We start from the raw sequence: 24,922 nt of genomic DNA on the forward strand, positions 1-24,922 counted from the left end.
TCTCTTTGTGCAAGACAACCGAAAACGGCTCCCGTGATGGTCCTCGCACGTCGATGGTCCGCTGCCGGACCCGGACTTGAGATGTGCATCCGTTTTGGACGCGCTCGGCGCTACACTTGGGAAGGTTCATAAAGAAAACACTACGTTTCTGCATGAAAGGTAACGCATGTCAGCTGAAGCAAACGTCGGCGTCGTCGGCCTGGCCGCAATGGGCGGCAGCCTCGCACGCAATCTCGCACACCACGGCAACAAGGTCGCCGTGTTCAACCGCACCTACGCCCGTACCGAAAAGCTCATGAACGAGCACGGCACCGAAGGCGAGTTCTTCCCGGCCAAGACGCTCGAAGAGTTCGTCGACAGCCTCGTCAAGCCGCGCACCGCCATCATCATGGTCAAGGCCGGCGAACCCACCGACGCCATGATCAACGCGCTCGCCGACCTCATGGAACCGGGCGACATCATCGTAGACGCCGGTAACTCCTACTTCCCGGACACCATCCGCCGTGAGAAGGAAATCAGCGCCCGCGGCCTGCACTTCGTGGGCTGCGGCGTCTCCGGCGGCGAAGAGGGTGCCCTCCTCGGCCCGTCCATGATGCCTGGCGGTTCCGAAGAATCCTGGAAGACCCTGAAGCCTATCTTCGAATCCATCGCGGCCAAGGCCGAAGGCGAACCGTGTGTGACCCACATCGGTCTCAACGGCGCCGGCCACTTCGTCAAGATGGTGCACAACGGCATCGAATACTCCGACATGCAGCTCATCGCCGAAAGCTACGACCTCATGCGCCGTGGCCTGGGCATGACCCCGGCCGAAATCGGCGACGTGTTCGAGGAATGGAACAAGACCGAACTCGACTCCTACCTCATCGAGATCACCGCCGAGGTGCTGCACCAGGTTGACAAGAAGACCGGCAAGCCGCTGGTTGATGTCATCGTGGATCACGCCGGCATGAAGGGCACCGGCACCTGGACCGTGCAGACCGCGCTGTCCCTGGCCGTGCCGGTCACCGGCATCGCCGAAGCCGTGTTCGCACGTGGCCTGTCTTCCGAGGCAGACCTGCGCGAGGAAGCCCAGAAGCAGGGCTTCGCCGGCCCGAGCGGCGAACTGAACCTGAACGACGAGGAGAAGAAGGCCTTCATCGAAGACATCCGCCAGGCCCTCTACGCCTCCAAGATCGTCGCCTACGCTCAAGGCTTCAACGAGATCATCATCGCCGCCAAGGAATACGGCTGGGACATCGACCTGGCCGCAGTGGCACGCATCTGGCGCGGCGGCTGCATCATCCGCGCGAAGTTCCTCAACCGCATCTCCGAAGCGTTCGAATCCGGTGAGGCCAACGTGTCCCTGCTGTTCGCCCCGTACTTCAAGAACGCCATCGAAACCGCCGAGAAGTCCTGGCGCAACGTGGTGGCCCAGGCCGCCATCAACGGCCTGCCGACCCCGGCATTCGCTTCGTCCCTGTCGTACTTCGACGGCCTGCGCTCCAAGCGTCTTCCCGCCGCCCTGATCCAAGGCCAGCGCGACTACTTCGGTGCCCACACCTACCAGCGTGTGGACCAGCCGGGCGCGTTCCACACGCTGTGGGCCGAGCCGGGTCGTGAAGAGATCGAAGCCTGATCTCTCCGCAGCAAAAGAGTAAAAGCTAGGAAGCTTTAGCCAAAAGGCCTCGTGATGCCTTGCGGCCGTACCCCGACCACTGAACCGAAGCGATTCCGGTTCGATGGCCGGCACGGCCAGTACTTGCATCACGGGGTCTTTTTGCATTTCTGTGCGTGTGCGCATATTCCGTAGGCGGTTATTGGCTTCCGTAGGTGGTTGGGCCTGGATACACTCCGAGGAAAAAGCCGGAATCCGGCCTTTTCACGGGCTTGATACTTGGCGTAACCACCTACGGAAACACCAAACCACCTACGGAAGCAGCATCCAGCGGAACATCATGTGTCGGAACAGCCGACAACAATCGAAAATGGGGTGTCCCCACGGCGTATGCCGTGGGGACACCCCATTTGTCGTTTCGGATGAACCTCGGATGAGCTTCACAGCTTGGAAGCGGCACCCTCGTCAATGAGCCAGAGCAGTTCCTCGCCATCAGCGTAGGAGCTCGGCGCATGCGGGTTGTTCCGCTGGGCGAACGCGGCCTTGACCGCGCCGGCCTTGCGTTCTTCGGAGGTGAACACCCACGTGTGCTTCGAACGGGCGATCATCGGCACGGTCAGCGTCAGGCGCAGCGGTGGCGGCTTCGGCGAATCGCGCACTCCCGCGACCAGTACGTGTGGGTCGCTGATCTCGGCCTCGCCATGGTCGGGGAACAGGGAGGCGAAATGCGCGTCCGGGCCCATGCCGAACATGGCGATGTCCAATGCCGGTTCGTCGCCCAGTTGTTCGATGAGCTCGCGCTGGTATTCCGCGGCGGCCTGGGCCAGCACCGCATCGGTCTGTTCGGGGGAAGCGGCGGCTACCAGATCGGCGCTACGCGTGTCCGCCGGCATCGCATGGATGTTCCCAGCTGGCATACGGCCGCTCTCCACGAGCGCGCCATACCAGGCTTCACATGCCTGCTTTGCATTGCGGTCGTCATCGTCGGCCGCCACGAAGCGTTCGTCGCCCCACCATACGTGCACGCGGCTCCAGTCCACGGCATCGTTCAGTGGACTCGCGTTCATTGCAGCGAACACGCGGTTGCCGTCGGTGCCTCCGGTCACGGCGATATCCACGCGGGTGCGTCCCGGTTCGGCCAGCAGGTCGATGATGGTCAGTAGGGTGCGGGCAGCCACGGCCTCGGCCAGCACCTGCGGGTTCGGATAGACAATGGTCTTGCGTTCTGTCACGTTCATTCCTTTGATAAGCGTTCTTTTCCGAACGGTGGTAGCGATTTCCGCCGCGCCGATGGCTATTGCCTCGGTTTGACCAGTTCCAGACCGCGGGACACGACCTCGTTGTAGATTTCGTCCGGATACAGGCGGCCAAGTTCCTCGCTCAGACATTCCTCAAGCGTTCGCGCTGGCACGCTGATGGTCTGCGGCGATTGCCCGGGCACGCTGATCACGGCGAATCCATCGTCGGTGGAGGGGCGTTCCAGACTCAGCACACCGTCGCCACGTGTCAGGTACACGCCGGTGACGGCCGTGGCGTCCGGATCCTCCTCGATCATCACCGGCACGTTCAGACGCAGGCGCAGCCATGCGGCCAGCAGATCCAACGGCAGGTAATCCTTCTGCCCGGTCACGCGCACATTGCTCACTGGCAGGTGCGGCGGCTGGTCGAGCATGGAGGCGATCATCGCACGCCACACGGTCAGACGCGTCCACGACATGTCCACGTCCTTGGAGGAACGGTTGCGACGAAGGTCGTCCATCGTGCGCTGCGGGTTCGAGGAATGCATCGCGTCGGTGATGCGGCTGCTGGCCATGGAGCCAAGCAGATCCTTCGACAGGTTCGCGGGCGCCTCGTTCGGCCACCATGCCACGACAGGGGTGTCGGGGACGAGCAGCGGAATCACCAAGGTGTCGGCATGACGAATCAGACCGCCACGCGGGCGCAACACGATGATTTCGCCGGCCCCGGCGTCCGATCCGAAGCGGATTTCGGCGTCGAGGAAAGTGGGATGCTCCTCATCTTCCGGATTGGCCTTGCGGCTGCTTGGCGCGATCGCGATCACGCGGCAGGGATGCTCGCGGCTTGCGTTGTTGGCGATTTCGAGATCATGCTCGAGTTCGGTCTCGTTGGTGGAGATGAGCAGGGTGAGCACGCGTCCCAATGCCGCCTCGCCGCGCTCCTCGTGCAGTTCGTCGATTTTCGCCGAGATTTCGCGGGTCTCGGTGTCTTTCATGGTAATGATCACGGCATCCTCCAACGGTGTCCATCGCGGGCAAGCATTTCAACGGCCTCTTCCGGTCCCCACGTGCCGGAACGGTACGGCTGTGGCTGGCCAAGTGTCGACCAGAACTCCTCAATCGGATCGAGGATCTTCCACGAGAGGTTGACCTCCTCAGTGGTCGGGAACAGCGGCGGATCGCCCAGCAGCACGTCGAGTATCAGACGTTCATAGGCTTCGGGGGAGGATTCGGTGAACGAACGGCCATAACCGAAGTCCATTGACACATCGCGTACCTCCATCGAGGTGCCGCCCGGCACTTTCGCGCCGAAGCGCATGGTCACGCCCTCGTCGGGCTGCACGCGGATCACGATGGCGTTCTTACCGAGCTCCTTGGTGGCTGTCGATTCGAATGGCAGGTGGGGTGCGCGCTTGAATACCACGGCAATTTCCGTGACGCGCTTACCCAGACGCTTGCCTGTGCGCAGATAGAATGGCACGCCGGCCCAACGGCGGGTGTCGATATCCAGGCGAATTGCCGCATAGGTCTCGGTGGTGGAATTGGGGTCGATGCCCTTCTCGTCCAGATATCCGACGACCTCATGCGAACCCTGCCATCCGGCGGCGTACTGGCCTCGCGCGGTATGCGCCGCCAGATCCTTCGGCAGACGCACCGCGGAGAGCACCTTCGTCTTCTCTGCGGTCAGATCGGCCGCGGAGAAGGAGACGGGCTCCTCCATGGTGGTCAACGCCATGAGCTGCAGCAGATGGTTTTGAATGATGTCCCTCGCGGCGCCGATGCCGTCATAATATCCGGCGCGTCCGGCCACGCCGATGTCCTCGGCCATGGTGATCTGCACATGGTCCACGTAATTGTTGTTCCAGATCGGCTCGTACATGGCGTTGGCGAAACGCAACGCCAGAATGTTCTGCACGGTCTCCTTGCCGAGGTAATGGTCGATGCGGAACACACTCGACGGGTCGAACACCTCGGAGACCACGCGGTCGAGCTCCTTGGCGCTGGCCAGATCATGGCCGAACGGCTTCTCGATGATCACGCGGCGCCATGCGCCTTTATCGGATTTCGCCAAACCGCAGTCGGCCAACTGACGGGAGACCTGCGGGAAGGCGCGCGGCGGCACGGACATATAGAACGCGTGGTTGCCGCGCGTGCCACGGTCGCGGTCAAGCTCCGCGACGGTTTCGGACAGACGCTCAAATGCCTTCGGATCGTCGAAGGTGCCTTGGACGAAGCGGATGCCCGCGGCGAGCTGTTTCCAGGTCGATTCCTTGAATGGCGTGCGGCAGTGCTCCTGCACGTTCTCCTTGACGAAGTCCTTGAAGTGGTCCTCGGTCCAGTCGCGGCGGGCGAATCCCGTCAGGCCGAAGCTCGGCGGCAGCAGACCGCGGTTGGCCAGATCGTAGATGGCGGGAAGCAGCTTCTTGCGGGACAAATCTCCGGTCACGCCGAAGATCACGATGCTGCACGGGCCGGCGATACGCGGCAGACGCAGGTCGCGGGGGTCGCGCAGCGGATTGGTCCACGCGCCGGCCGCATTGGATGCGGTTGAAACGGTTTCACTCATGCGACTCATACTAGCTCTACGACCGCACCCGGCGCTTGCAAATTCCGCATATCGCAAGCGCGCTTTCGGCGCTTGCCCGCGAAAACGGTACGGTTCGAGGCGGATGTGAGCAACCTCACAGCCGTCGCACGGACTTTCAACAATACGGACACGGGGCGTCAGCATCATGCCGGCGCGGATAGCATGGAGGGCATGGCCTTTACATGGGATGCGAGCCAATATCTGAAATTCGCCGATCAACGCACACAACCCAGCCGCGACCTATGCGCCCGCATCACGCTAGAAGACACCGCGGTGCACAAGGTCCTCGACATCGGTTGCGGACCGGGCAACAGCACCGCATTGCTGCGCGAACGCTATCCGCACGCCACAATCCTCGGCATCGATTCGTCCGAATCGATGATCGAATCTGCGCGCGCCGAACACCCAGACATCGACTTCGCCGTACACGACGCGACCGCCCTCGACGAGCTGCCCGACGATTTCGACGTGGTATTCACCAACGCCTGCCTGCAGTGGGTCCCAAACCACCACGAAACAATCCCCGCAATGCTGCGACGAGCAAGACAGGGCGGCATGGTCGCCTGCCAGTTCACGGAGACCATCAACCAGCCGGCCCATACCGTGATGCGCGAACTGGCCACCGATCCACGCTTCAACCGCTACATCGGCGAGACCGGCGTCCGTCCATACCATCATCTGGGCGGCGAGCGCTTCGACATCGGCGCCTACTACGATCTCGTCGCGTCGTTGTCGCAGTACGCACAGGTGTGGGAGACCACATACTGGCATGCGCTGTCCGGCTACGAAGGCGTCATCGAATGGTATCGCGGCACCGGCATGCGCCCCTATCTGGCGCAGTTGCCGAACGCGGATTGGCGCAAGCAGTACGAGCAGACGTTCGTGGAGCGTCTGCAGGGCATCTATCCGCTGCAGTCCGACGGCACCGTGCTGATACCGATGCCGCGCTTCTTCTTCGTCGCACAGGTGTGAGCGCTTTGCGCACCGTTTGCTGCATGCGATGCCTTTACACCATGGGTCTTTGCGGCAGAGCATATAGTTTCCGCCGTTCAGTCTCAGACAGTGGTTGCTCGCAACCATTTTGACGAAAGCCGCCGCCGTATTCCTCGACCACGTCAGAGAGACACTGCAGAACAAGCGCAGGCAAGCCATGCAAAATGGTAATGACAAACAATAGAGCATGGCTATTTGCTATCGCCAAACGACCAGTCCTACAAATCCACACCTTGGAAAGCCGTGCCTAGAGCCCGATGAACGGCATACATCAAGGACGGCAAAAAGCAGAGAAGATAGGGAAACAAGCGGAATATGGCAGGCAACAGACAAGCAATAGACATGCTGCATGGCCGCATTTGGACCAAGGTCCTGCGGTACGCGCTGCCCGTGGCCGCGACCGGCATTCTGGAACAGCTTTTCAATGCGTCCGGCATCATGATCGTCGGCAACTTCTCTCAAGGCGGCGGCACCGCCACCGTCATCGCCAACATCGTCAGCTCCATGATTCTGCTGTACCGGCTCGTCTACACCGCCACTGTCATCCACGTGAACCTGCGCGAGCTCGGCATCGACCCGCTCACCCTGCGCCAGATCATGCGCATCGGCCTGCCCGCCGGCGTGCAAAGCGCCGTGTTCGCCCGTGGCCAACATCATCATCCAGGCCGCCATCAACAGTCTCGGCACCGTTGTCATGGCCGCGTCCAGCGCCGCGTTCAACATCGAAATCATCGCCTACTTCGTGCTCAACTCGTTCAGCCAGGCCTGCGCCACCTTCACCGGGCAGAACTACGGCGCTAGGCAGATCGGACGCTGCAAGCGCGTGCTTGGCATCTGCATCCTGGAGGATTTCATCGCCACCGCGGCCACCATCGCCGTCGTGCTGCTCTTCGGCCACCGTCTGCTCGCCCTGTTCGACGTCACCCCCGAAGTCATCGCCGTCGGCTACACCAGACTCGTCATGGTGTTCTCCGCCTACACGTTCAGCATGCTGTACGAGGTCATGTCCGGATATCTGCGCGGCTTCGGCATCTCGCTGGCGCCGGCGCTGCTCACCGTAATCGGCGTGGTCGGCGTGCGCATCACCTGGATCGCGTTCGTGTTCCCCGCGCATCGCACGTTCGAGGCCATCATGATCGTCTACCCGATCAGCCTCGCCGCAACCGCCGTACTCATCGGCATCGCTCTGCTCTGCTACCGTCCGTCCAAGCGATTCGCCGTTAAACCTTAAGCGTGTGCGGCTTGCCGCCGTTCATGAACGCGGCGATTCGCCGGGTCAGAGCGCGGGGAAGAACCCGTTCCGCGAGCGCGCCCGCCTTGGTGAGCGGACCATGGTAGGCGAGGGTTGAGCCGCGCATCATCCTGCGGTAGGCGTACGTGGCAAGCTGACGTGCGGTGGCCGGTTTGGTCATGGTGAAGAAGTTGCGGCCACTCATATTCGCAGCCTTCTGAAAGCCGGTCGTGGTCGGACCGGGACATACGCAGGTCACCGTCACGCCCGTGCCGCGCAATTCGTGGGCCACGGCCTCGGATAGCGAGCGCACGAATGCCTTCGACGCGAAATACATCGCCATGTATGGGCCTGCCATCATCGAGGCGACGGACGAAATATTCAAAATCCTGCCATGCCCGTTGGCGCGCATGTCTCGGCCATACCGATACGTCAACTCAGCGAGCGCATGCATGTTGAGCTGCATCATCTCGTTTTGCCGGTTCCAGTCGGCGTCGAGAAAATCCGTCCAGTCAGCGAAGCCTGCGTTATTAACGAGATGGTCGACCGCAATACCTTGTGATGTGGTGAAATCATGGAGTTTCTTCGGTGCGTTGGCTTCGCTCAGATCTATGGCGAACGTCACCACATGCACGCCAAAACGCTGCTCGAGCTTGGTTTTTACCATGTCAAGCCGTTCCTGGCTGCGGGCGGTGATCACCAGGTCATGTCCGTCCGCTGCGAACAGCGCCGCCAGTTCGCGTCCGATGCCGCCGGACGCTCCCGTGATGAGTGCGTATCCCATGCCAACTCCTTCGTTTTGGTCCTATCTCGCCTATGAATGGCGGATTTGCGGGTCTGCCTGATGCTATCTCCACTATAGATGGCGGATGTTTTTCGACTTATACCCCCGAGATAGTGTATGGGGGTAAAAAGCGCGGCTTTTCACTTTGCTGTCCGCCATCTATAAGCGAGATAACATGTGTCGAAAGACGAAATCCGCCATCCATAGGCGAGATAGGTGTTTTGTGGAGGGATGGAGGACAGTGGTGAAAACAAAGTCGCATTACGATTCGCCGCTTGGCGGCATCACGCTGATCACCGACGAAACGGCATTGCTCGGCCTGTGGTTCGATTGGCAGCCAGGCTATGCGGACGATGATTCCGCGGTTTTGGGTGATTCGCCGACGATTGGCGCCGCGAAACGATGGCTGGACGAATACTTTGCAGGTTGCATACCTCGGACCGAAGTGCCGTTGCGGCTGGAAGGCACGCCATTCCGCAAGGAAGCATGGGCATTGCTGCGGAAAGTGCCATACGGCGAAACGGTTTCATACGGCGGACTCGCACGTCGATTGGAGTTGAAACGTGCGGACGGGCGTAGGATATCCGCACGCGCCATCGGGGGAGCGGTGCACCGCAATCCGATCGCGCTTATCGTGCCCTGCCATCGGGTCGTCGGCGCTGACGGCAGTCTCACCGGTTATGCGGGAGGCATTGAAACCAAAATCCGTCTGCTCCAACTCGAAGGCGTGCTGAAGCAGACGGAACGGATGGATGTGGATTGCGAATCTATAGACCGGATTTGGCGATCCACCCGCTGACGGCTTCGGCGGCTTTACTTGCGTTGTTCTGTGCGTCGGTTCCCATGACCGCAAGCCCCGGCTTCACCGTCGTCTTGGTGATTGCGGCGATACGTTCCGGAGTCCGTCCAAGCCCGCTGCCGCCGTGCGTGCAGAACGGATAAATGGTCTTTCCGGACCAGTCGCGGCTTTCCAGAAAAGCGTACACGGGCATCGGCATATCGCCGCACCAAATCGGATAGCCAAGGAACACGGTATCGGACGAGTCGAGCGCATCGGTATCGCCGCTGAGCGTGAACGGCAGACGCACGTTGACACGCTGCTCCTCCTGCACCATTTCTGAGGTCGTGGCGTACCGTTCCGGATAAGGCTCGGTACGTGCGATTTCAATCATCGGCGAATCGGTCCACCGGGCCACCTCTTGGGCAAGCTTCGCGGTATTGCCGACCGTCACCTCGCCCACTTCGTAGTTTTCGCCGGCGCGGGAGAAAAACACCACCACCATGTTGCGTCCTTTCATAGTCCTTGAAGAGGCCGTTGCCGCATCCGTCATGCGTCAGTCCAAGGGTTTATCAGTCCATCTTTGGAAACGATTGTGCTCGATACGCGAGCAGACCGTCGATGAACCGTGCAAGACCCTCGATCATGCGTGCACGCGGACAGGCCACGTTGATACGCACGAAATCATGACCGTTGCCACCATATTCGGAACCCTCGGAGAACATCACCTTATGCTCGCGCTTGAGATGATCGCACAACGCATCCGTGTCATGCGTGATGGCCGAACAGTCGACCCACAACAGGTAGGTGGCATGTCCTTCGACCATGATGATGCGCCGGTCGGCCGGCACCGAAGCGTTGTATTTGTCGAACATCGCACGCGCGGTCGCCTTGTTGCCGGCCAGATAGGCTCGTAATTCGTTCAGCCACGGTTCGCCCTCATTGAACGCGGCCAGGGTGGCGTCCATGGCGAAGGCGTTCGGCTCCGCCACCTCATCGGTGTTCAAAGCTCGCCACACCTTATGACGCAGCACCGGATTCGGAATCATCACGGCCGCGGAATTCAGTCCTGCGATGTTGAACGTTTTGGTCGGAGCCATGCAGGTCACCGAATTCATCGCGCAATGCTCACCCACCGAGGCGAACGGCACGTAATCGAAACCCGGATCGGTCAGATCGCAGTGAATCTCATCGCTGACCACCGTCACATGATGCTTCCAGCACAGTTCGCCGATACGTTCCAAAGTCTCACAATCCCAAATACGGTCGATCGGATTATGCGGGTTGCACAGAATCATCAGCGTGGTCTGCGGGTCGGCGAGTTTCGTTTCGAAATCAGCCCAATCGATCTCGTAATGTCCTTCGCCGTCATAGGCGAGCGGCGATTCAAGCACACGGCAGCCATTGTTGAGAATCGAATTGAAGAAGATGTTGTAGACCGGCGTCATGATCACGACGTTCTCGTTCGGCGTGGTGAGTTTCCTGACCATGCTGGAGATCGCCGGCACCACACCGGTGCAGAACACCAGCGAGTCCGGGTCGATGGCAAGCCCATGACGGCGTCCCCACCAATCCACGTACGCCTGATTCCATTCTGGCGGCACGATCGAATAGCCGAAAACGCCATGCTCGACGCGCTGACGCAACGCCTCGCGGATTACGGGCGCGGTCTGGAAATCCATATCCGCCACCCACATGGGCAGCGCGTCGCCAGCCTCCTCCCATTTGAGCGAGTACGTGCCGGAACGGTCGATCGGAGTATCGAAATCGTAAGTCATACCGCCAATCCTACCTACTGTTATGCGGCGTCGGCTGTCACGATCGTCGTGGCCGTCGGATCGATTTTCGCCGGATCGAGCGTCAGCTCGTTGATATGGTCGGCGCGAATCGTGCCGGACGAAGGATTGAACACGCTGTCGATCGTGCCGCGCACGTCGGCATCGACGGAGGAATATTCGAACGCGAGCGTCGTATTGACGAGCCGGCAGTCACGCAACACCAGATGGTCCACGTAGCACAGGCCCTGCAGGCTTTCGATCGTACAGTTCTCGAACGTCACGTTACGCGAGTTCCACGCTAGATACTCGCCGGAAATGAACGAATCGCGCACCGTCACGTTCTCACAGTTCCAGAAACAATCCTTCGAAATCAGACGGGAATTGGAAATCTCCACGTTCCTTGCGCCATCGAACGGATAATTGCCCACCAAACGTAGGTTGTCGGCTTTCACATCCGCGCAATTCATCGCCAGATAGTCGCCATGCGCGCTCACATTGTCCAACGTCACGCCGGAACAGGCCCACAATGTCTCCTCGGCGTTGACGAAATCCACGTTGCGTAACGTCACGTCATGGCAGCGGCGGAAATTCTTCGGCGCCTCGATCGTTGAATCCTCCACCGTGATATGGTCCGTGTACCATACGCCCGCACGTGCCATCTCAAACCACGTGCAGTCCTTCGCATCGATATCCGAGCAATACCACAGCGGATACTTCCATTTGAACGAGCTCGACCTCAGTTCGATGTCATGGGCATGCTTCAACGGCGATTCGCCATCGTCGAAAATCGTATCGATGTACCGGCGGTCATGCGCGAAGAACTCCGCGCGCTCGCCGGTGAGGAACGCCTGGCGGGTTTCGGACATGTCCTGCTCCGCAGCGGATGTAAATGTATCTGGAGTGTTATTCACCGTATGCTCCTTCATGCTCTGTTGGAAGAGACTAGGAACTTCAAGTACTTGAAGTCAAACAGGGAGCCACGTTCGTCTGGAACGAACACGGCTCCCTGCGGAAAATCGGGAAATGCGCGCCGAAACAGGCAGAGGAATCAGCCGATCAGCGCTGCCGGATACTTCGCCACGGCGGCGTCGATCTGCTCATCGGTGGACGTGGCGACGCCTTGGATGAGGAACGGCTTCAGATATGTGGCATGCGTATGACGGAACGTGGTCTCGAACGGGGAAAGCAGCTCCTCCATGGTGCGCACATGGCTGCCTTCACTCGTGTAGGAGTCCGCCGGAGAGCCGGTGGACACGGCCAACATGAACTCCTTGCCTTCGAGCGCCCGCCCGCCGCCGTAGGCCCAGCCGGCCTTGATCACGTCATCCTCCCACTGCTTGAGCAGCGCGGGGGAGCTGTACCAGTAGAACGGGAACTGCAGCACGATGCGGTCATGCGTTTCGATGAGCTCCTGCTCATGTTCGACGTTGATTTTGAAGTCGGTATATGCGGCGTACTCGTCCATCACGGTCACGTCGCCGGTCTCGTTGGCCGCGTCCATGAGCTTGCGGTTGACCTGCGATTTTTCCAGATGCGGGTGGAATACCAGTACCAGTGTCTTCATTCATGCTCCTTGTCCAAAGGTTTTTCGTTACGTTCCAGTATGCAGCATGATAATCTCGTCGCGCATGCTTTGTACGTAATTCGTCGATGTCCACGCGCCGATACGGTTGCGCATGGTTTGTCGGGGTCGGCGATAGTATGTTGGCCGTCGTTGTGGCGCGTCGGGGTATATCAGGGCGCGGCAAGAGAAGGCATGAGAAGAGAAGCATGGGAACGGACGGAAGAAGGGCTGATATTTAATGGTGCGGACGCAGAACAGGAACGCCGTCATGGGCAAGGCGTTCAGAACGGCGTTGCCGCGGACGTCGCCGGTCTGCATCAGCTTTTTCCTTCTGGCGTTGTCGTACGGCGTGCTGATGGGCACGCGCGGCTTTTCGTTCCTGTGGCCCATGTGCATGAGCGCGTTCATCTTCACCGGTTCCATGGAATTCGTCACCGTGAATCTGCTGGTGTCCGCGTTCAACCCGTTCGTCACGTTCATGCTGGCCGTCATGCTCGGCACTCGTCATCTGTTCTACGGCATCTCCATGCTCGGCCGGTTCAAGAACATGGGCGCCAAGAAGCCGTATCTCATTTTCTCGTTGTGCGACGAGACCTTCGCCATCGACAACGGCACCATCATTGCGGCCGACGTCGATCGCGGATGGTTCTACTTCTTCGTCGGCCTGCTCAACCAGTCATCATGGGTGGCCGGCGCCACGCTTGGCGGCCTTCTCGGAGAACGCATCACCTTCAACACCTCCGGTCTCGACTTCATCATGACCGCCATGTTCGCCGTCATTTTCGTGGATCAATGGCTGACCACGAAACGCAAAAGCCACATGGCCGCGCTTACCGGCATAGCGGTGCCCGCGATCTGTCTGGGGGTGTTCGGCGCCGACAATTTCATGATCCCATCCCTGATCGCCATGCTCGTCATGTTCATTCTGCTGCGGCCATACCTGGACGACCTGAAGATCGACAAGACGGACGGGGAGAACGAAACGAACAACGCGGACAAGGAGACGAACGCATGATGATCATGACCACGTGGCAAGGCGTCATCACCATCATCATGGCGATGCTCGGCACCATGCTGACACGTTTCCTGCCGTTCCTGCTGTTCCCCGAATCGAAGGAACCGCCGCGTTTCATCACCTACCTGGGCACCGTCCTGCCGTATGCCATGACAGGCCTGCTTGTCGTGTACTCGCTCAAAGGAGTGCACCTGACGTCAGGCAGCCACGGCATTCCCGAATTGTTGGCGATTATCGCAATCGCCCTGCTGCACATATGGAAAAGGAACATGCTGCTGTCGATCGCCGGCGGCACCGCCGTCTATATGCTGCTGGTACAGCTGGTTTTCTCTTAAGACGGCTTCCGCCTGTGCTTGGCATTGCGATTACCTGGCGAGCCCCATCTCGTATTTGAGCGTCATCACACGAATGGCGGATTGCTGCACCTTCCGCGCGAACGTCGCATCGCCGGCCGCTTTGGCGTTCAATCCGTCCAACACCGGCTGCACGTAGGAAGAGGCGCCGATACATGCCAAATCGCCGCCGGCTTCGACCAGCCGCACACCCAAATCACTCGGCTGCACGCCACTCAAAGCCGTTGCGGACAGGGAATCGGAAGTGACGACGCCTTGGAAGCCGATTTTCCCGCGCAGATAGCCGGTGACCAGCGTTGATGAGAACACGGCCGGATTATTCGGATCGATCGCCTGATATGTGGCCAAAGACATCATCACCATCGAAGGGCTTGCCTCCAACGTGCTGTTGAACGCGCTGATTTCCGGACCATCCAACGTGGTGGTGGTGTCGAGGATGCCGTTCGCGGTGAAATCGGTATTGCCGGTCACCGATCCCAAACCCGGATAATGTTTGATGGCGCTGCCTACCCCCGAATCGGACATGCCCTGTATGAACGCTTTCGCATGGTCCGCATTGCCGGCCGGATCAAGACCGAAATCACGGTACAGCGCACCGATCGGGGCATTCGATGAACGGTCCACGGTCACCGTGCCGACGACCGGCGCCAGATCCACATTGATGCCTGCGGATTTGAGCTGTGCGCCCCAGGTCGCGGCCGATTGGCGCAGTTGGGCGGTGTCCATCGTTCCCTGATCGGTGGCTGACGGCATGGTGTCGAAACCGTTTCCGCTCAAATGCTGCACTGAACCGCCCTCCTGGTCGGTAGTCATCAGCAGCCGATTATTGGAAGGGGCATATGATTGCAATTCGGACGTCGCGGCTGAAACCCCGGTTGTGCCGGAATTCCAATTGCCGATGATCAACACCGAGCCGACATGCTGGTCGACGATGAGGTCGCGCAATGTGGATGGGTCGGATCCGGCTGGCAACGGTGCCATCACCAGCTGGCCTATCCGCTCGTCGAGAGTCATGGCATCGACGGCGCGTACCGCCTTACCGTGCGGAGAATCGTCCGTAACGGATGGAACCGCGGATTTTCCAAGGGGGCTATGCGTGATTTCCGTATCGGGCATGGAAGTGGGGAAGTCGGAACCGACATCGCCGGAACATGCCGACAACGTCAGTGGGAGCGCCATGACGCACCCGATTGCCACGAAGCGTCTGAAAGGAATGCGGAACCTCTTCTTCACGCGGCCATTATCACATATGAGGTCGTCCATATGCGGTCGTCGAGGGTGCCGGTACGGTGCCGGCCATCCTGTCCGCGTCTCTGCTTGGAAAATCCGGAGAATGAAGGATTCAGCCTACGGATGGATTCGTTCGGCTGCCGGCATAACGGCGTTCCCCGCCTGTCGCTAGGCTGTTAGCATGTCTTTCTTTGATATGTTTGGCTCCATGTTCGATCCCGAGGACGGCTCGGATCGTGCCGGCGGACAGCGCTCCCGTAGGCGCGACAACGACGATCCGATCATTCTGAACGTCGAGACGGACGGCGGGGACGATCCTCGCCGATCGGCGAATGTTCCCCCGAAAAAACCTTCGGGTCCCCGCATCACCAGCAGACCGGATCGGCCGCGGAAGCCGTCGAACGGCAGCAGAATCCTCATCGGCGTGGTGCTGACGCTCGCCATCGTCATTGGACTGTTCTTCGCGCTTGCGCAATTCATCACCGATGTCATGTGGTACGGCCAGCTCGGCTTCCAGAGTGTCATCTGGACGCAGCTCGGCACCAGGGTCGGTCTGTGGCTGGCCTACGCGGTGCTGCTTGCGGCGGTCGGATATGTTTCCGCCACGCTGGCGATCCGCGCCCGTCCTGATGCCGCCGACGGCTCCACCATTCGTGTGAACGGCGACACCATCGAAATCGGCAAAAGTGTGAGCTCCAAGCGCGCCCGTCGCATCGCCGTGGTCATTTCCCTGATCGTCGGACTGGTGTTCGGCTCCCAGTTCAATGCCAACTGGTCCGAGATCCTGCTCATGTTCAACGCGCAGAGTTTTGGCACCAAGGATCCGCAGTTCGGCATCGACAACGGTTTCTATGTGTTCGTGCTTCCTGGTCTGAGGCTCATCATGTCGGCGGTTTCGCTGCTGCTGCTTGCGGGCATTATCTTCTCCGTCGTCACCCACGTGCTTATGGGCGGCATTCGTTTCACCATGCCGGTACACGGCCGCGGCCTGTTCCATATCACGAAGCGCGCCCGTCGCCAGATCGGCATCTGGCTGATGCTCAACATGTTCGCGTGGGCGGCCAACCAAGTACTGGGAGTGTTCTCCCATCTGACCGAACAGGGCAGCCGCATCACCGGTGCCACCTACACCACAGTGAACGCCACCATCCCTGTCACGTTCATCATGGCCGCCATCACCGCGCTGCTTGGCGTCGTGCTGGGCGTGTGGATCATGAAGTCGCATGCGTTGGAGGGCTCCGCACCTATCGCGGCCCGCGCCTCCGAGGCGTTCAAGGCGTGGAAGGTACCGACCGTGGCCATTGCCTCCGCCATCGTGGTGAGCTTGGTACTTACCGTGGCCTGGCCTGTTCTACTCCAACGTTTCCGTGTCAATCCGAACGCGCAGGAGATGGAATCCCCCTACATCCAGCGCAATATCGATGCCACCCGCGCGGCGTATGGTCTGGACAAGATTAAGACCGAACAGTACAAGGCCACCACCGAAGGCGAGGAAGGCGCGTTGGCCGATTCCGCCGAATCGACCGCGCAGATCCGTCTGCTCGACCCGCAGATCGTTTCCCCGACGTTCAAGCAGTTGCAGCAGTCGAAGCAGTACTACACGTTCGCCGACACAGTCGCGGTCGACAAGTACGACATCGACGGCGTCAGCCAGGATACGGTGATTGCCGCCCGCGAACTTGATCTGGACGGTCTCGACAACCGCAACTGGGTCAATGACCATACCGTGTACACGCATGGCTACGGAGTGGTCGCGGCTTACGGCAACAAAGTGACAGCCGACGGCCAGCCGAAGTTCTTCGAAGCCGGCATCCCCACCCAAGGCAAGCTTACGGACAGCGAGAAGTACGAGCCGCGCATCTACTTCTCCCCGAACGCCACGGAGTATTCAATCGTCGGCGCTCCGGAAGGCACCAAATCATGGGAGTTTGATTACCCGACCGGTTCGGAGGGAGCCACCAACACCTTCGATGGCGACGGCGGTCCGAAGATTGGCAACATCTTCTCGCGCCTGTTGTATGCCATCCGCTTCGGTTCCGATCAGATCTTGTTCTCCAATCGAGTGAACGCCGATTCGCAGATCCTGTACGATCGTTCCCCGAAGGAGCGCGTGGCCAAGGTGGCGCCGTATCTGACGCTTGACGGACGCGTGTATCCAGCGGTGGTGGACGGTCGCGTCAAGTGGATCGTCGACGGCTACACCACGTCGGACGCTTATCCGTATTCGCAGATGACCGATCTGGGCGAGGCCACCAAGGACTCCACGACGGAATCCTCCGCTACGGTAAGCAGCCTGAGCTCGAAGAACGCCAACTACATCCGAAATTCCGTGAAGGCCACCGTGGACGCATACGACGGCTCCGTCGACCTGTACGTATGGGACCAGTCCGATCCGGTCATCAAAGCCTGGGAGAAGATCTTCCCCGACCAGTACCACCAGCTGTCGGAGATCTCCGGTGACCTGATGAGCCACATGCGATATCCGGAAAGCCTGTTCAAGGTGCAGCGTGAGCTGCTGGCCAAATATCACGTTTCCAGCGCTAACCAGTTCTTCTCCGGCGAGGATTTCTGGCAGACGCCGGTCGACCCGACCGAATCGCAGCAGGCCCAGCAGCGTGACATCCTGCAGCCGCCGTACTACCTGACATTGCAGACCGGAGGCTCAAGCGAACCCGTGTTCTCGCTGACGTCGTCGTACATCCCCGCCGGCACGTCCACCAGGGAGATCCTGACCGGATTCCTGTCGGTCGATTCCGACGCCGGGCACGACAAGGGAAAGATCGGCTCGAACTACGGCACCATACGATTGCAGGAGCTGCCGAAGGATTCCAACGTGCCGGGGCCGGGCCAGGCGCAGAATAACTTCAACGCGTCCGCCGACGTGTCCAAGGAGCTCAACCTGCTCGAATCCGGTTCCACCAACGTGCAACGCGGTAATCTGCTCACCCTGCCTCTCGGTGGTGGTCTGGTTTACGTGCAGCCGGTCTACGTCAAATCGTCCGGTTCCACCAGCTTCCCGCTACTTAAGAAGGTGCTGGTGGCCTTCGGCGACCAGGTCGGTTTCGCCGACACCTTGGATGAGGCACTGGACCAAGTGTTCGGAGGTGATTCCGGAGCATCGGCCGGCGATGCCGAGAACGCTGGGGATTCCGACAGTAAGTCGGGCGACGGGAAGAACGATTCCTCCGGCGGCAAGACGGCCGACGGCAAATCGAACGACTCTTCCTCTACGGGTGACGATACGGCCGGTGATGACGGCAATTCGTCCTCCACTATGAGCACTGACCTGAAGAACGCGCTCAACGACGCCTCACAAGCCATGAAGGATTCCGACGCGGCCATGAGAAAGGGCGACTGGTCCGCCTATGGCGAAGCACAGAAGAAGCTTCAGGAGGCATTGGACAAGGCCATCGAACTCGAACAGTGATCCTCCGTTCGACATATAACGGCTAGACAGGGCCGGCTTCCCCGGGCAACAGGGAAGCCGGCCCTTGTCGTTCGCGGACGCGTATGCTGGAGCACATGGCCGAATACTCTTTCCGCATTGCGACACAGACCGACATCCAAGCGATCACCGACATCTACAACGCCGCCGTCATCCGCGGAGGCTCGTCCGCGGACATCACGCCACGCACCTTCGAACAGCGCAAGGCATGGGTCGAATCGCACCATGATCCGTACGCGGTGTTCGTCACCACCACGCCGAAGCCGGATGGTGGCGAAGAGGTCATCGGGTTCTCCGCTCTCTCCGTGTTCTACGACCGCGCCGGATACGATGGTGTCACCGACCTCGCCTACTACATCGCGCCTGAATGGCAAGGCAGGGGAGCTGGCGTCTTCACGCTGTCCGGACTGCTCGACGAATGCCGAAACCGGCACATGCGCAAGGCCTGTGGCATCATCTTTGCCGACAACAAGGGATCCATCGCGTTGATGAGGCGCTTCGGCTTCACGCAATTCGGACTCATGCCCCAGGCGGCTACGGATTCCACCGGCACCATGCGGGATATGAGCTACTGGTATCTCGACCTGTAAGCACCTGTCAGTAAAATTTTCGCGGTTATCAAGACGAAGGCATTGAGCGCCGTGCGAGAATGCGGAATAAAAACGCATAGAACACGAACAGAGGAATGGACGATTTCGATGGCATCTGATTTCTGGCTGATAGCAGGATTGGGCAATCCGGGCTCCAAGTATGAAGGCACCCGTCACAACATGGGTTTCATGGCCGCCGACGTGCTGGCGGAACGTTGGTCGGTCAACTTTTCCGACCATAAGGGTCTTGCCATGCTCGGCAAGGGCGTGATGAGCCTGTCCGGACGCAATATCAAGTTCTTCCTGGTCAAACCGCTCACCTACATGAACGAATCCGGCAGCGCCGTCGCCTCCATCAGCGCGTACTACCATATCGAACCGGACCATATCGTCGTGATCCACGACGACATGGATCTCGATTTCGGCCGTATCAAAGTCAAGGCCGGCGGTTCGGCAGGCGGGCACAATGGCATCAAATCCATCGACCGTTCGTTGGGCACGCCGAAATACGCGCGCGTGAGAATGGGCGTGGGACACGCGCAGCGTGGCGCGCACGCGCACGACAACACCGTGAACTGGGTGTTGGGTGGTTTCGGGCCGGACCAGCGCAAGCAGCTTCCCGAATTCTTGGCTGACGGCGCCGACGCGGCCGAGACCATCATCTTCGACGGCCTCGCCAAGGCACAGGAACGTTTCAATGGCCGCTGAGCAGACGGGACGGCCAACCCAGCCGCCGACCGTGGGATCACTTGCCGGCATCCTCGATGTGCTGGAAACCGATGACGATTTCCGCGCGCTGATTTCAGGCGAGATCGACGAGCCGGAATCCGATATCGATCCGAGCATCACCGTCGGCGTGCCGGAAGGACTGCGCCCGGCGCTCGCCGCGGGGGCGGCCGGAAACCGGCCTGTCGTGCTTGTCGTGGCTTCCAGTCGCGAAGCCGAGGAAACCGTGGAATCCATCCGCTCTTGGTATGGCGGCAATCCCAACGATGTGGCTCAACTCGAAGCGTGGGAGACCCTTCCCCACGAGCGTCTCTCCCCACGTGCGGATACCGTGGCGAGCCGCATGGCGGTTTTCCGTAGGCTGAAGCATCCCGAAGAGGGCAGCACGTTATTCGGTCCCATCCGCATCCTGGTCATGCCGGTACGTTCCCTGATCCAGCCGGTGGTTGCGGGACTTGGCGACGTCGAACCACTGGTGTTCTCCCAAGGCGAGGAGCTGCCGCTCGATGAGGCTTCCCACAAATTGGTCGAGAACGCATACACCCGCGTCGACCTCGTGATGGATCGTGGCGAATTCGCCGTCCGTGGCGGCATCATCGACATGTTTCCACCCACGCTGCCTCATCCGGTGCGTATCGAGTACTTCGGTGACGAAATCGACACCATCAGGGAATTCCATGCGTCCGATCAGCGCACCTACGGCGAAGCCATCCCCACCGTATGGGCCACTCCCTGCCGGGAATTGCAGTTGACGGAACAGATCCGTCAACGTGCGAAATCGCTTATCGGTTCCATCCCCAATGCCGAGGACATGCTTGAATCCATAGCCAACGCCATCCCCGTCGAAGGCATGGAATCGTTGCTGCCTGCCTTGGTGGACGACATGGAACCAGTGCAGGGCATGCTCCCCAAGAGTGCGCTGATCATGCTGTCCGATCCGGAAAAGCTTCGTCGTGCAGCCGACGATCTGGCCAAAACGGCCAATGAATTCCTTGCCGCCAGCTGGCATGTCGCAGCTTCCGGACATGGTGCCGGCGCTCCGATCACCTTCGATCAAGCGAACTTCTACGATTTCGAGGAGACGATTTCCTCGCTTGTCTTCTCCAGACACGATGTGTGGAAGCTCACCAGCTTCGGTGTGGATTCCACGCGGGAGGGGCATATTCAGCTTGACGCGACCAAGCCGGATGAATACCGTGGCGACGAGACCAAGGCGGCGACAGGCATTGAAGGTCTGCTCGACGCCGGTTACGCGGTGACCGTCACGGCTGCTGCGCAAGGCACGTTGACACGTTTGAAGCGAGCCATCAACGAAACAGGCATAGCGAATTTCGATTGCGTCCGATCGCGTGCCGTCGACGGTTTCGTGGACAACGCCGCGAAAATCGCGTTGCTCACCGAACGTGACATCACGGGTCGCACGTCCGCCGCGGGGCAGGCGAAGACTCCCAAGCGCCGCCGCAAGGCCATCGATCTGATGGAGCTCAAACCCGGCGATTACGTCGTGCATGAGCAGCATGGCATTGGCCGTTTCGTGGAGATGCGCCAACGCACCATCGGCAAGGGCGAGAACAGGACCACCCGCGAATATCTGGTCATCGAATACGCGCCCAGCAAACGTGGCGCGCCGGCCGACAAACTGTTCATTCCCACCGACCAGCTCGACCAGGTCAGCAAATACATCGGTGCAGAGACGCCGAAACTCAACAAATTGGGCGGTTCCGACTGGGCCGCCACCAAGGCCAAGGCGCGCAAGCATGTGCATGAGATTGCCGAGGACCTGGTCAAGCTTTATTCTGCGCGTCAACGTACGAAGGGTTACGCCTTCAGCAAGGACACGCCGTGGCAGAAGGAGCTGGAGGACGCCTTCCCGTATCAGGAGACTGCCGATCAGCTCACCACCATCGATGAGGTTAAGTCGGATATGGAGAAGCCCGTTCCGATGGATCGGCTGATCTGCGGCGATGTGGGCTTCGGCAAAACCGAGATCGCGGTGCGCGCCGCGTTCAAGGCGGTGCAGGATTCCAAGCAGGTGGCCGTGCTGGTGCCGACCACTTTGCTGGTGCAGCAGCATTTCGAGACCTTCACCGAACGCTATGAGGGCTTCCCGGTGAATGTGGCGGCCATGAGCCGTTTCCAGACCACCAAGGAGATCAACGACACCATCAAAGGTCTCGAGGACGGTTCCGTGGATGTGGTCATCGGCACGCATAAGCTGCTCAATCCGAAAATCAAGTTCAAGGATCTGGGGCTCGTCATCATCGACGAGGAGCAGCGTTTCGGCGTCGAGCATAAAGAGACGCTCAAGGCGCTACGGACCAATGTGGACGTGCTGAGCCTGTCGGCTACGCCTATTCCGCGCACGTTGGAGATGGCCGTCACCGGCATCCGCGAGATGTCCACGTTGGCCACTCCGCCGGAGGACCGTTTGCCGGTGCTCACCTATGTGGGAGCCTATGAGGACGCGCAGGTCACCGCGGCCATCCGACGCGAGCTGCTGCGCGGCGGTCAGGTGTTCTACGTGCACAACCGGGTTCATGACATCTCCTCCGTCGCCGCGAAGATCCATGAGCTGGTGCCCGAATCGCATGTCGGCATCGCTCACGGCAAGATGGGGGAGAAGCAGCTCGATGGCGTGATCCGCGACTTCTGGCATCGTGACATCGACGTGCTGGTCTGCACCACCATCATCGAGACCGGTCTTGATATATCCAATGCGAACACGTTGATCGTCGATCACGCCGACCGGTTCGGCCTGAGCCAGCTGCACCAGTTGCGCGGACGTGTCGGACGAGGACGGGAGCGCGCGTACGCGTATTTCCTGTACGATCCGACCAGGCCCATGACCCAGCAGTCGCATGACAGGCTTGCCACCATCGCGCAGAACACCGCGCTTGGATCGGGCTTCGACGTGGCAATGAAAGATCTCGAGCTGCGCGGCACTGGCAATCTGCTGGGCGATGAGCAGAGCGGCCACATCGAGGGCGTCGGTTTCGACCTGTATGTGCGCATGGTCTCCGAGGCCGTCGAACAGTATAAGGAGCCGGAGCGCAAGGAACCGGTCGCGGTCACCATCGACCTGCCGGTGGAGGCATCCATCCCCGTCGATTACATCGATTCGGACAAATTGCGATTGGAAGCCTATCAGAAACTCGCTTCAGCCCGCACCGAAGAGGATCTCGACGAATTGCGCGACGAGCTCACCGACCGTTACGGCAAGCCGCCGGTCGATTTCGAGGCGTTGTTCGACGTGGCGAGGCTGCGTTTCAAAACGAGGAAACTCGGTATCTCCGAAATCATCGCGCAGGGACGCAACGTGCGCGTGTCGAAATTCGAGCCGCGCGAATCCGTGCAGATGCGTATGGCGAGGATCTACAAGGGCATCCAGTATCGGCCTTTGACCAAGACGTACATCGTGCCAACTCCGTTCGCGGGCTCGCTCGGATCCAAGCCGATGAGTTCGGACGAAGTGGTTGGCTGGACCAGCCAGTTGCTCGACGATTTGGATTGGAAACCGACGCCGCGCCGATGATGCTGCCGTCCCGATAAGGATGTGAGCGTTCCCATAAAACATGTCGGTGGAGTTTGGCATACGTCCATAAATCGCACTATTCTTGGCAATGTCATCACAACCTAACGTTTATAAGGAGTAGTTGTGGCAGTAATTGAAAGCGTTTACGCGCGTCAGATTCTCGATTCCCGCGGCAACCCGACCGTTGAGGTCGTTCTGGACACCGATGACGGTGCTCAGGGCCTGGGCCTCGTTCCGTCCGGTGCTTCCACCGGCGAGGCCGAAGCTTGGGAGCGTCGCGATGGCGACAAGTCCGTCTATCAGGGCAAGGGCGTTCTCAACGCCGTCAAGGCCGTGAACGAGGAGATTGCTCCGAAGGTCATCGGCATGGACGCTTCCGACCAGCGCGCTCTCGATGAGACCATGATCGAGCTCGACGGCACTCCGAACAAGGGTCGTCTGGGCGCCAACGCCATCCTCGGCGTGTCCCTGGCCGCTCTGTACGCTTCCGCCGAATCCGCGGACCAGCCGCTGTACCGTTACATCGGCGGCACCAACGGCCACATCCTGCCGGTTCCGAACATGAACATCATGAATGGTGGCGCTCACGCTGACTTCGCCACCGATATCCAGGAGTACATGATCTCCCCGTATGGCTTCAACACCTACAGCGAGGCTCTGCAGGCCGGCGTCGAGGTCTACCACACCCTGAAGAACGTCCTGAAGAAGGAAGGCCTGGCCACCGGTCTGGGCGACGAGGGCGGCTTCGCTCCGAAGATGAAGTCCAACAAGGACTCCCTGAACTACATCATGGACGCCATCTCCGCTGCCGGCTACGAGCCGGGCAAGCAGATCGGCATCTCCCTGGATGTCGCCTCCTCCGAGTTCTACAACAAGGAGACCGGCAAGTATCACTTCGAGGGTGACGACCGTGAGGCTGGCTACATGCTCGACTTCTACGAGAACTTGATCAACGAGTACCCGATCGTCTCCATCGAGGATCCGTTCCAGGAAGAAGGCTGGCAGGACTGGGCCGACATCACCGCCAAGCTCGGTGATCGTCTGCAGTTCGTCGGCGACGACCTCCTGGTCACCAACCCGAAGCGCCTGCAGAAGGCCATCGACATGGGCGCCGCCAACTCCCTGCTGGTCAAGCTGAACCAGATCGGCACCGTCACCGAGACCCTGGACGCCATCGAACTGGCCACCGCCAATGGCTACACCTCCATGGTCTCCCACCGTTCCGGCGAGACCCCGGACACCACCATCTCCGACCTGGCCGTTGCTAAGAACACTCGCCAGATCAAGACCGGTGCTCCGGCTCGTGGCGAGCGCATTGCCAAGTACAACCGCCTGCTCGAGATCGAGGAGGAGCTCGGCTCCACCGCTCAGTACGCCGGCTACAGCGCTTTCAAGGCCTGCAAGAAGTACATCGCCAAGTGAGCGTAGGCAGCGCATCGCGCATGCGCTGACGTAAGAATGCCCGTCGTGTTCCAAGTCGAATG

Annotated in this window: 21 protein-coding genes; 12 read left to right on the top strand and 9 right to left on the bottom strand. The window is 60.1% G+C overall.

Annotated features, from left to right (window positions below; translation table 11 throughout):
* Positions 1 to 166 precede the first annotated feature (166 nt).
* Positions 167 to 1,615: an NADP-dependent phosphogluconate dehydrogenase gene (gene gndA / locus OU26_RS02880; protein ID WP_026645772.1), complete on the top strand. Its 1,449-nt coding sequence runs from the start codon at positions 167 to 169 to the stop codon at positions 1,613 to 1,615.
* Between the two features lie 419 nt (positions 1,616 to 2,034).
* Here the strand turns inward: gndA and pgl are convergent, their stop codons facing one another.
* The 3 genes from pgl to zwf form a co-directional block, all read right to left on the bottom strand.
* A complete protein-coding gene (gene pgl, locus OU26_RS02885) occupies positions 2,035 to 2,826 on the bottom strand; it encodes a 6-phosphogluconolactonase (protein ID WP_026645773.1) in 792 nt (263 codons plus the stop codon).
* Positions 2,827 to 2,888: 62 nt separating this feature from the next.
* Positions 2,889 to 3,839, bottom strand: coding sequence for a glucose-6-phosphate dehydrogenase assembly protein OpcA (locus OU26_RS02890; protein ID WP_026645774.1), 951 nt, complete (start codon positions 3,837 to 3,839; stop codon positions 2,889 to 2,891).
* Entirely contained in the window at positions 3,836 to 5,398 is a 1,563-nt protein-coding gene (zwf, locus tag OU26_RS02895; protein ID WP_026645775.1) for a glucose-6-phosphate dehydrogenase, read from the bottom strand. The genes OU26_RS02890 and zwf overlap by 4 nt, the downstream gene beginning before the upstream one ends.
* Before the next feature lie 105 nt (positions 5,399 to 5,503).
* Here zwf and OU26_RS02900 point away from each other — a divergent pair, with 105 nt between their 5' ends.
* From OU26_RS02900 to OU26_RS10445, 3 genes are all read left to right on the top strand, one after another.
* Positions 5,504 to 6,391, top strand: coding sequence for a methyltransferase domain-containing protein (locus tag OU26_RS02900; protein ID WP_081815600.1), 888 nt, complete (start codon positions 5,504 to 5,506; stop codon positions 6,389 to 6,391).
* A 336-nt stretch (positions 6,392 to 6,727) separates the two neighbouring features.
* Positions 6,728 to 7,213 carry a hypothetical protein gene (locus OU26_RS10440; RefSeq protein WP_237743767.1) on the top strand — a complete coding sequence of 162 codons (486 nt, stop codon included), beginning with the start codon at positions 6,728 to 6,730 and terminating at the stop codon, positions 7,211 to 7,213.
* Positions 7,107 to 7,643: an MATE family efflux transporter gene (locus OU26_RS10445; protein ID WP_237743776.1), complete on the top strand. Its 537-nt coding sequence runs from the start codon at positions 7,107 to 7,109 to the stop codon at positions 7,641 to 7,643. Before OU26_RS10440 ends, OU26_RS10445 begins: the two co-directional genes overlap by 107 nt.
* Here OU26_RS10445 and OU26_RS02910 read toward each other — a convergent pair.
* Positions 7,633 to 8,427: an SDR family NAD(P)-dependent oxidoreductase gene (locus OU26_RS02910; RefSeq protein ID WP_021913600.1), complete on the bottom strand. Its 795-nt coding sequence runs from the start codon at positions 8,425 to 8,427 to the stop codon at positions 7,633 to 7,635. The two genes, OU26_RS10445 and OU26_RS02910, sit on opposite strands and share 11 nt — an antisense overlap.
* Before the next feature lie 241 nt (positions 8,428 to 8,668).
* Here OU26_RS02910 and OU26_RS02915 point away from each other — a divergent pair, with 241 nt between their 5' ends.
* Positions 8,669 to 9,226 (top strand): methylated-DNA--[protein]-cysteine S-methyltransferase, encoded by a 558-nt coding sequence (locus OU26_RS02915; RefSeq protein ID WP_033498876.1) that lies wholly within the window; start codon positions 8,669 to 8,671, stop codon positions 9,224 to 9,226.
* Here the strand turns inward: OU26_RS02915 and OU26_RS02920 are convergent.
* The 4 genes from OU26_RS02920 to OU26_RS02935 all read right to left on the bottom strand — a co-directional run bounded on the left by OU26_RS02920 (position 9,195) and on the right by OU26_RS02935 (position 12,547).
* The gene (locus OU26_RS02920; protein WP_026645778.1) at positions 9,195 to 9,725 is read right to left on the bottom strand and encodes a flavodoxin; all 531 of its coding nucleotides are present in this window, start codon (positions 9,723 to 9,725) and stop codon (positions 9,195 to 9,197) included. The genes OU26_RS02915 and OU26_RS02920 overlap by 32 nt on opposite strands.
* 52 nt (positions 9,726 to 9,777) lie before the next feature.
* Entirely contained in the window at positions 9,778 to 10,983 is a 1,206-nt protein-coding gene (locus OU26_RS02925; RefSeq protein ID WP_026645779.1) for a MalY/PatB family protein, read from the bottom strand.
* 20 nt (positions 10,984 to 11,003) lie between these two features.
* The gene (locus OU26_RS02930; RefSeq protein ID WP_081815601.1) at positions 11,004 to 11,909 is read right to left on the bottom strand and encodes a DUF3737 family protein; all 906 of its coding nucleotides are present in this window, start codon (positions 11,907 to 11,909) and stop codon (positions 11,004 to 11,006) included.
* Positions 11,910 to 12,031: 122 nt separating this feature from the next.
* Complete coding sequence (locus OU26_RS02935) at positions 12,032 to 12,547, bottom strand: NAD(P)H-dependent oxidoreductase (protein ID WP_026645781.1); 516 nt, start codon at positions 12,545 to 12,547, stop codon at positions 12,032 to 12,034.
* A gap of 238 nt (positions 12,548 to 12,785) precedes the next feature.
* Here OU26_RS02935 and OU26_RS02940 point away from each other — a divergent pair, with 238 nt between their 5' ends.
* Entirely contained in the window at positions 12,786 to 13,562 is a 777-nt protein-coding gene (locus tag OU26_RS02940) for an AzlC family ABC transporter permease (RefSeq protein ID WP_026645782.1), read from the top strand.
* Positions 13,562 to 13,897: a branched-chain amino acid transporter permease gene (locus OU26_RS02945; protein WP_026645783.1), complete on the top strand. Its 336-nt coding sequence runs from the start codon at positions 13,562 to 13,564 to the stop codon at positions 13,895 to 13,897. Before OU26_RS02940 ends, OU26_RS02945 begins: the two co-directional genes overlap by 1 nt.
* A 30-nt stretch (positions 13,898 to 13,927) precedes the next feature.
* Here OU26_RS02945 and OU26_RS02950 read toward each other — a convergent pair whose 3' ends face one another.
* Entirely contained in the window at positions 13,928 to 15,094 is a 1,167-nt protein-coding gene (locus tag OU26_RS02950; RefSeq protein WP_081815602.1) for a glycoside hydrolase family 3 N-terminal domain-containing protein, read from the bottom strand.
* 232 nt (positions 15,095 to 15,326) lie between these two features.
* Between OU26_RS02950 and OU26_RS02955 the strand changes: the two genes are divergently transcribed.
* The 5 genes from OU26_RS02955 (at position 15,327) to eno (ending at position 24,860) form a co-directional block, all read left to right on the top strand.
* On the top strand, positions 15,327 to 18,572 hold the full coding sequence (locus tag OU26_RS02955; RefSeq protein WP_026645785.1) for a UPF0182 family membrane protein: 3,246 nt from the start codon (positions 15,327 to 15,329) through the stop codon (positions 18,570 to 18,572).
* 95 nt (positions 18,573 to 18,667) lie between these two features.
* Complete coding sequence (locus OU26_RS02960) at positions 18,668 to 19,180, top strand: GNAT family N-acetyltransferase (RefSeq protein WP_026645786.1); 513 nt, start codon at positions 18,668 to 18,670, stop codon at positions 19,178 to 19,180.
* 108 nt (positions 19,181 to 19,288) lie between these two features.
* Entirely contained in the window at positions 19,289 to 19,888 is a 600-nt protein-coding gene (gene pth, locus OU26_RS02965; protein ID WP_026645787.1) for an aminoacyl-tRNA hydrolase, read from the top strand.
* Entirely contained in the window at positions 19,878 to 23,438 is a 3,561-nt protein-coding gene (gene mfd / locus OU26_RS02970) for a transcription-repair coupling factor (protein ID WP_026645788.1), read from the top strand. The genes pth and mfd overlap by 11 nt, the downstream gene beginning before the upstream one ends.
* Before the next feature lie 123 nt (positions 23,439 to 23,561).
* On the top strand, positions 23,562 to 24,860 hold the full coding sequence (eno, locus tag OU26_RS02975) for a phosphopyruvate hydratase (protein ID WP_026645789.1): 1,299 nt from the start codon (positions 23,562 to 23,564) through the stop codon (positions 24,858 to 24,860).
* Positions 24,861 to 24,922 lie beyond the last annotated feature (62 nt).

It is taken from the genome of Bifidobacterium ruminantium DSM 6489 (assembly GCF_000770925.1).
In the GTDB taxonomy this organism is placed as follows: Bacteria; Actinomycetota; Actinomycetes; order Actinomycetales; family Bifidobacteriaceae; genus Bifidobacterium; species Bifidobacterium ruminantium.

What these genes read in the sequence shown, in the direction of transcription:
- OU26_RS02935 (WP_026645781.1), bottom strand. Translation starts at nt 12,547, where the DNA reads ATGAAGACACTGGTACTGGTATTCCACCCGCATCTGGAAAAATCGCAG.
- OU26_RS02940 (WP_026645782.1), top strand. Translation starts at nt 12,786, where the DNA reads ATGGTGCGGACGCAGAACAGGAACGCCGTCATGGGCAAGGCGTTCAGA.
- pth (WP_026645787.1), top strand. Translation starts at nt 19,289, where the DNA reads ATGGCATCTGATTTCTGGCTGATAGCAGGATTGGGCAATCCGGGCTCC.
- OU26_RS02920 (WP_026645778.1), bottom strand. Translation starts at nt 9,725, where the DNA reads ATGAAAGGACGCAACATGGTGGTGGTGTTTTTCTCCCGCGCCGGCGAA.
- OU26_RS02925 (WP_026645779.1), bottom strand. Translation starts at nt 10,983, where the DNA reads ATGACTTACGATTTCGATACTCCGATCGACCGTTCCGGCACGTACTCG.
- OU26_RS02955 (WP_026645785.1), top strand. Translation starts at nt 15,327, where the DNA reads ATGTCTTTCTTTGATATGTTTGGCTCCATGTTCGATCCCGAGGACGGC.
- mfd (WP_026645788.1), top strand. Translation starts at nt 19,878, where the DNA reads ATGGCCGCTGAGCAGACGGGACGGCCAACCCAGCCGCCGACCGTGGGA.
- gndA (WP_026645772.1), top strand. Translation starts at nt 167, where the DNA reads ATGTCAGCTGAAGCAAACGTCGGCGTCGTCGGCCTGGCCGCAATGGGC.
- OU26_RS02950 (WP_081815602.1), bottom strand. Translation starts at nt 15,094, where the DNA reads ATGGCGCTCCCACTGACGTTGTCGGCATGTTCCGGCGATGTCGGTTCC.
- OU26_RS02945 (WP_026645783.1), top strand. Translation starts at nt 13,562, where the DNA reads ATGATCATGACCACGTGGCAAGGCGTCATCACCATCATCATGGCGATG.
- OU26_RS02910 (WP_021913600.1), bottom strand. Translation starts at nt 8,427, where the DNA reads ATGGGATACGCACTCATCACGGGAGCGTCCGGCGGCATCGGACGCGAA.
- OU26_RS10440 (WP_237743767.1), top strand. Translation starts at nt 6,728, where the DNA reads ATGGCAGGCAACAGACAAGCAATAGACATGCTGCATGGCCGCATTTGG.
- OU26_RS10445 (WP_237743776.1), top strand. Translation starts at nt 7,107, where the DNA reads ATGGCCGCGTCCAGCGCCGCGTTCAACATCGAAATCATCGCCTACTTC.
- zwf (WP_026645775.1), bottom strand. Translation starts at nt 5,398, where the DNA reads ATGAGTGAAACCGTTTCAACCGCATCCAATGCGGCCGGCGCGTGGACC.
- OU26_RS02930 (WP_081815601.1), bottom strand. Translation starts at nt 11,909, where the DNA reads ATGAAGGAGCATACGGTGAATAACACTCCAGATACATTTACATCCGCT.
- OU26_RS02960 (WP_026645786.1), top strand. Translation starts at nt 18,668, where the DNA reads ATGGCCGAATACTCTTTCCGCATTGCGACACAGACCGACATCCAAGCG.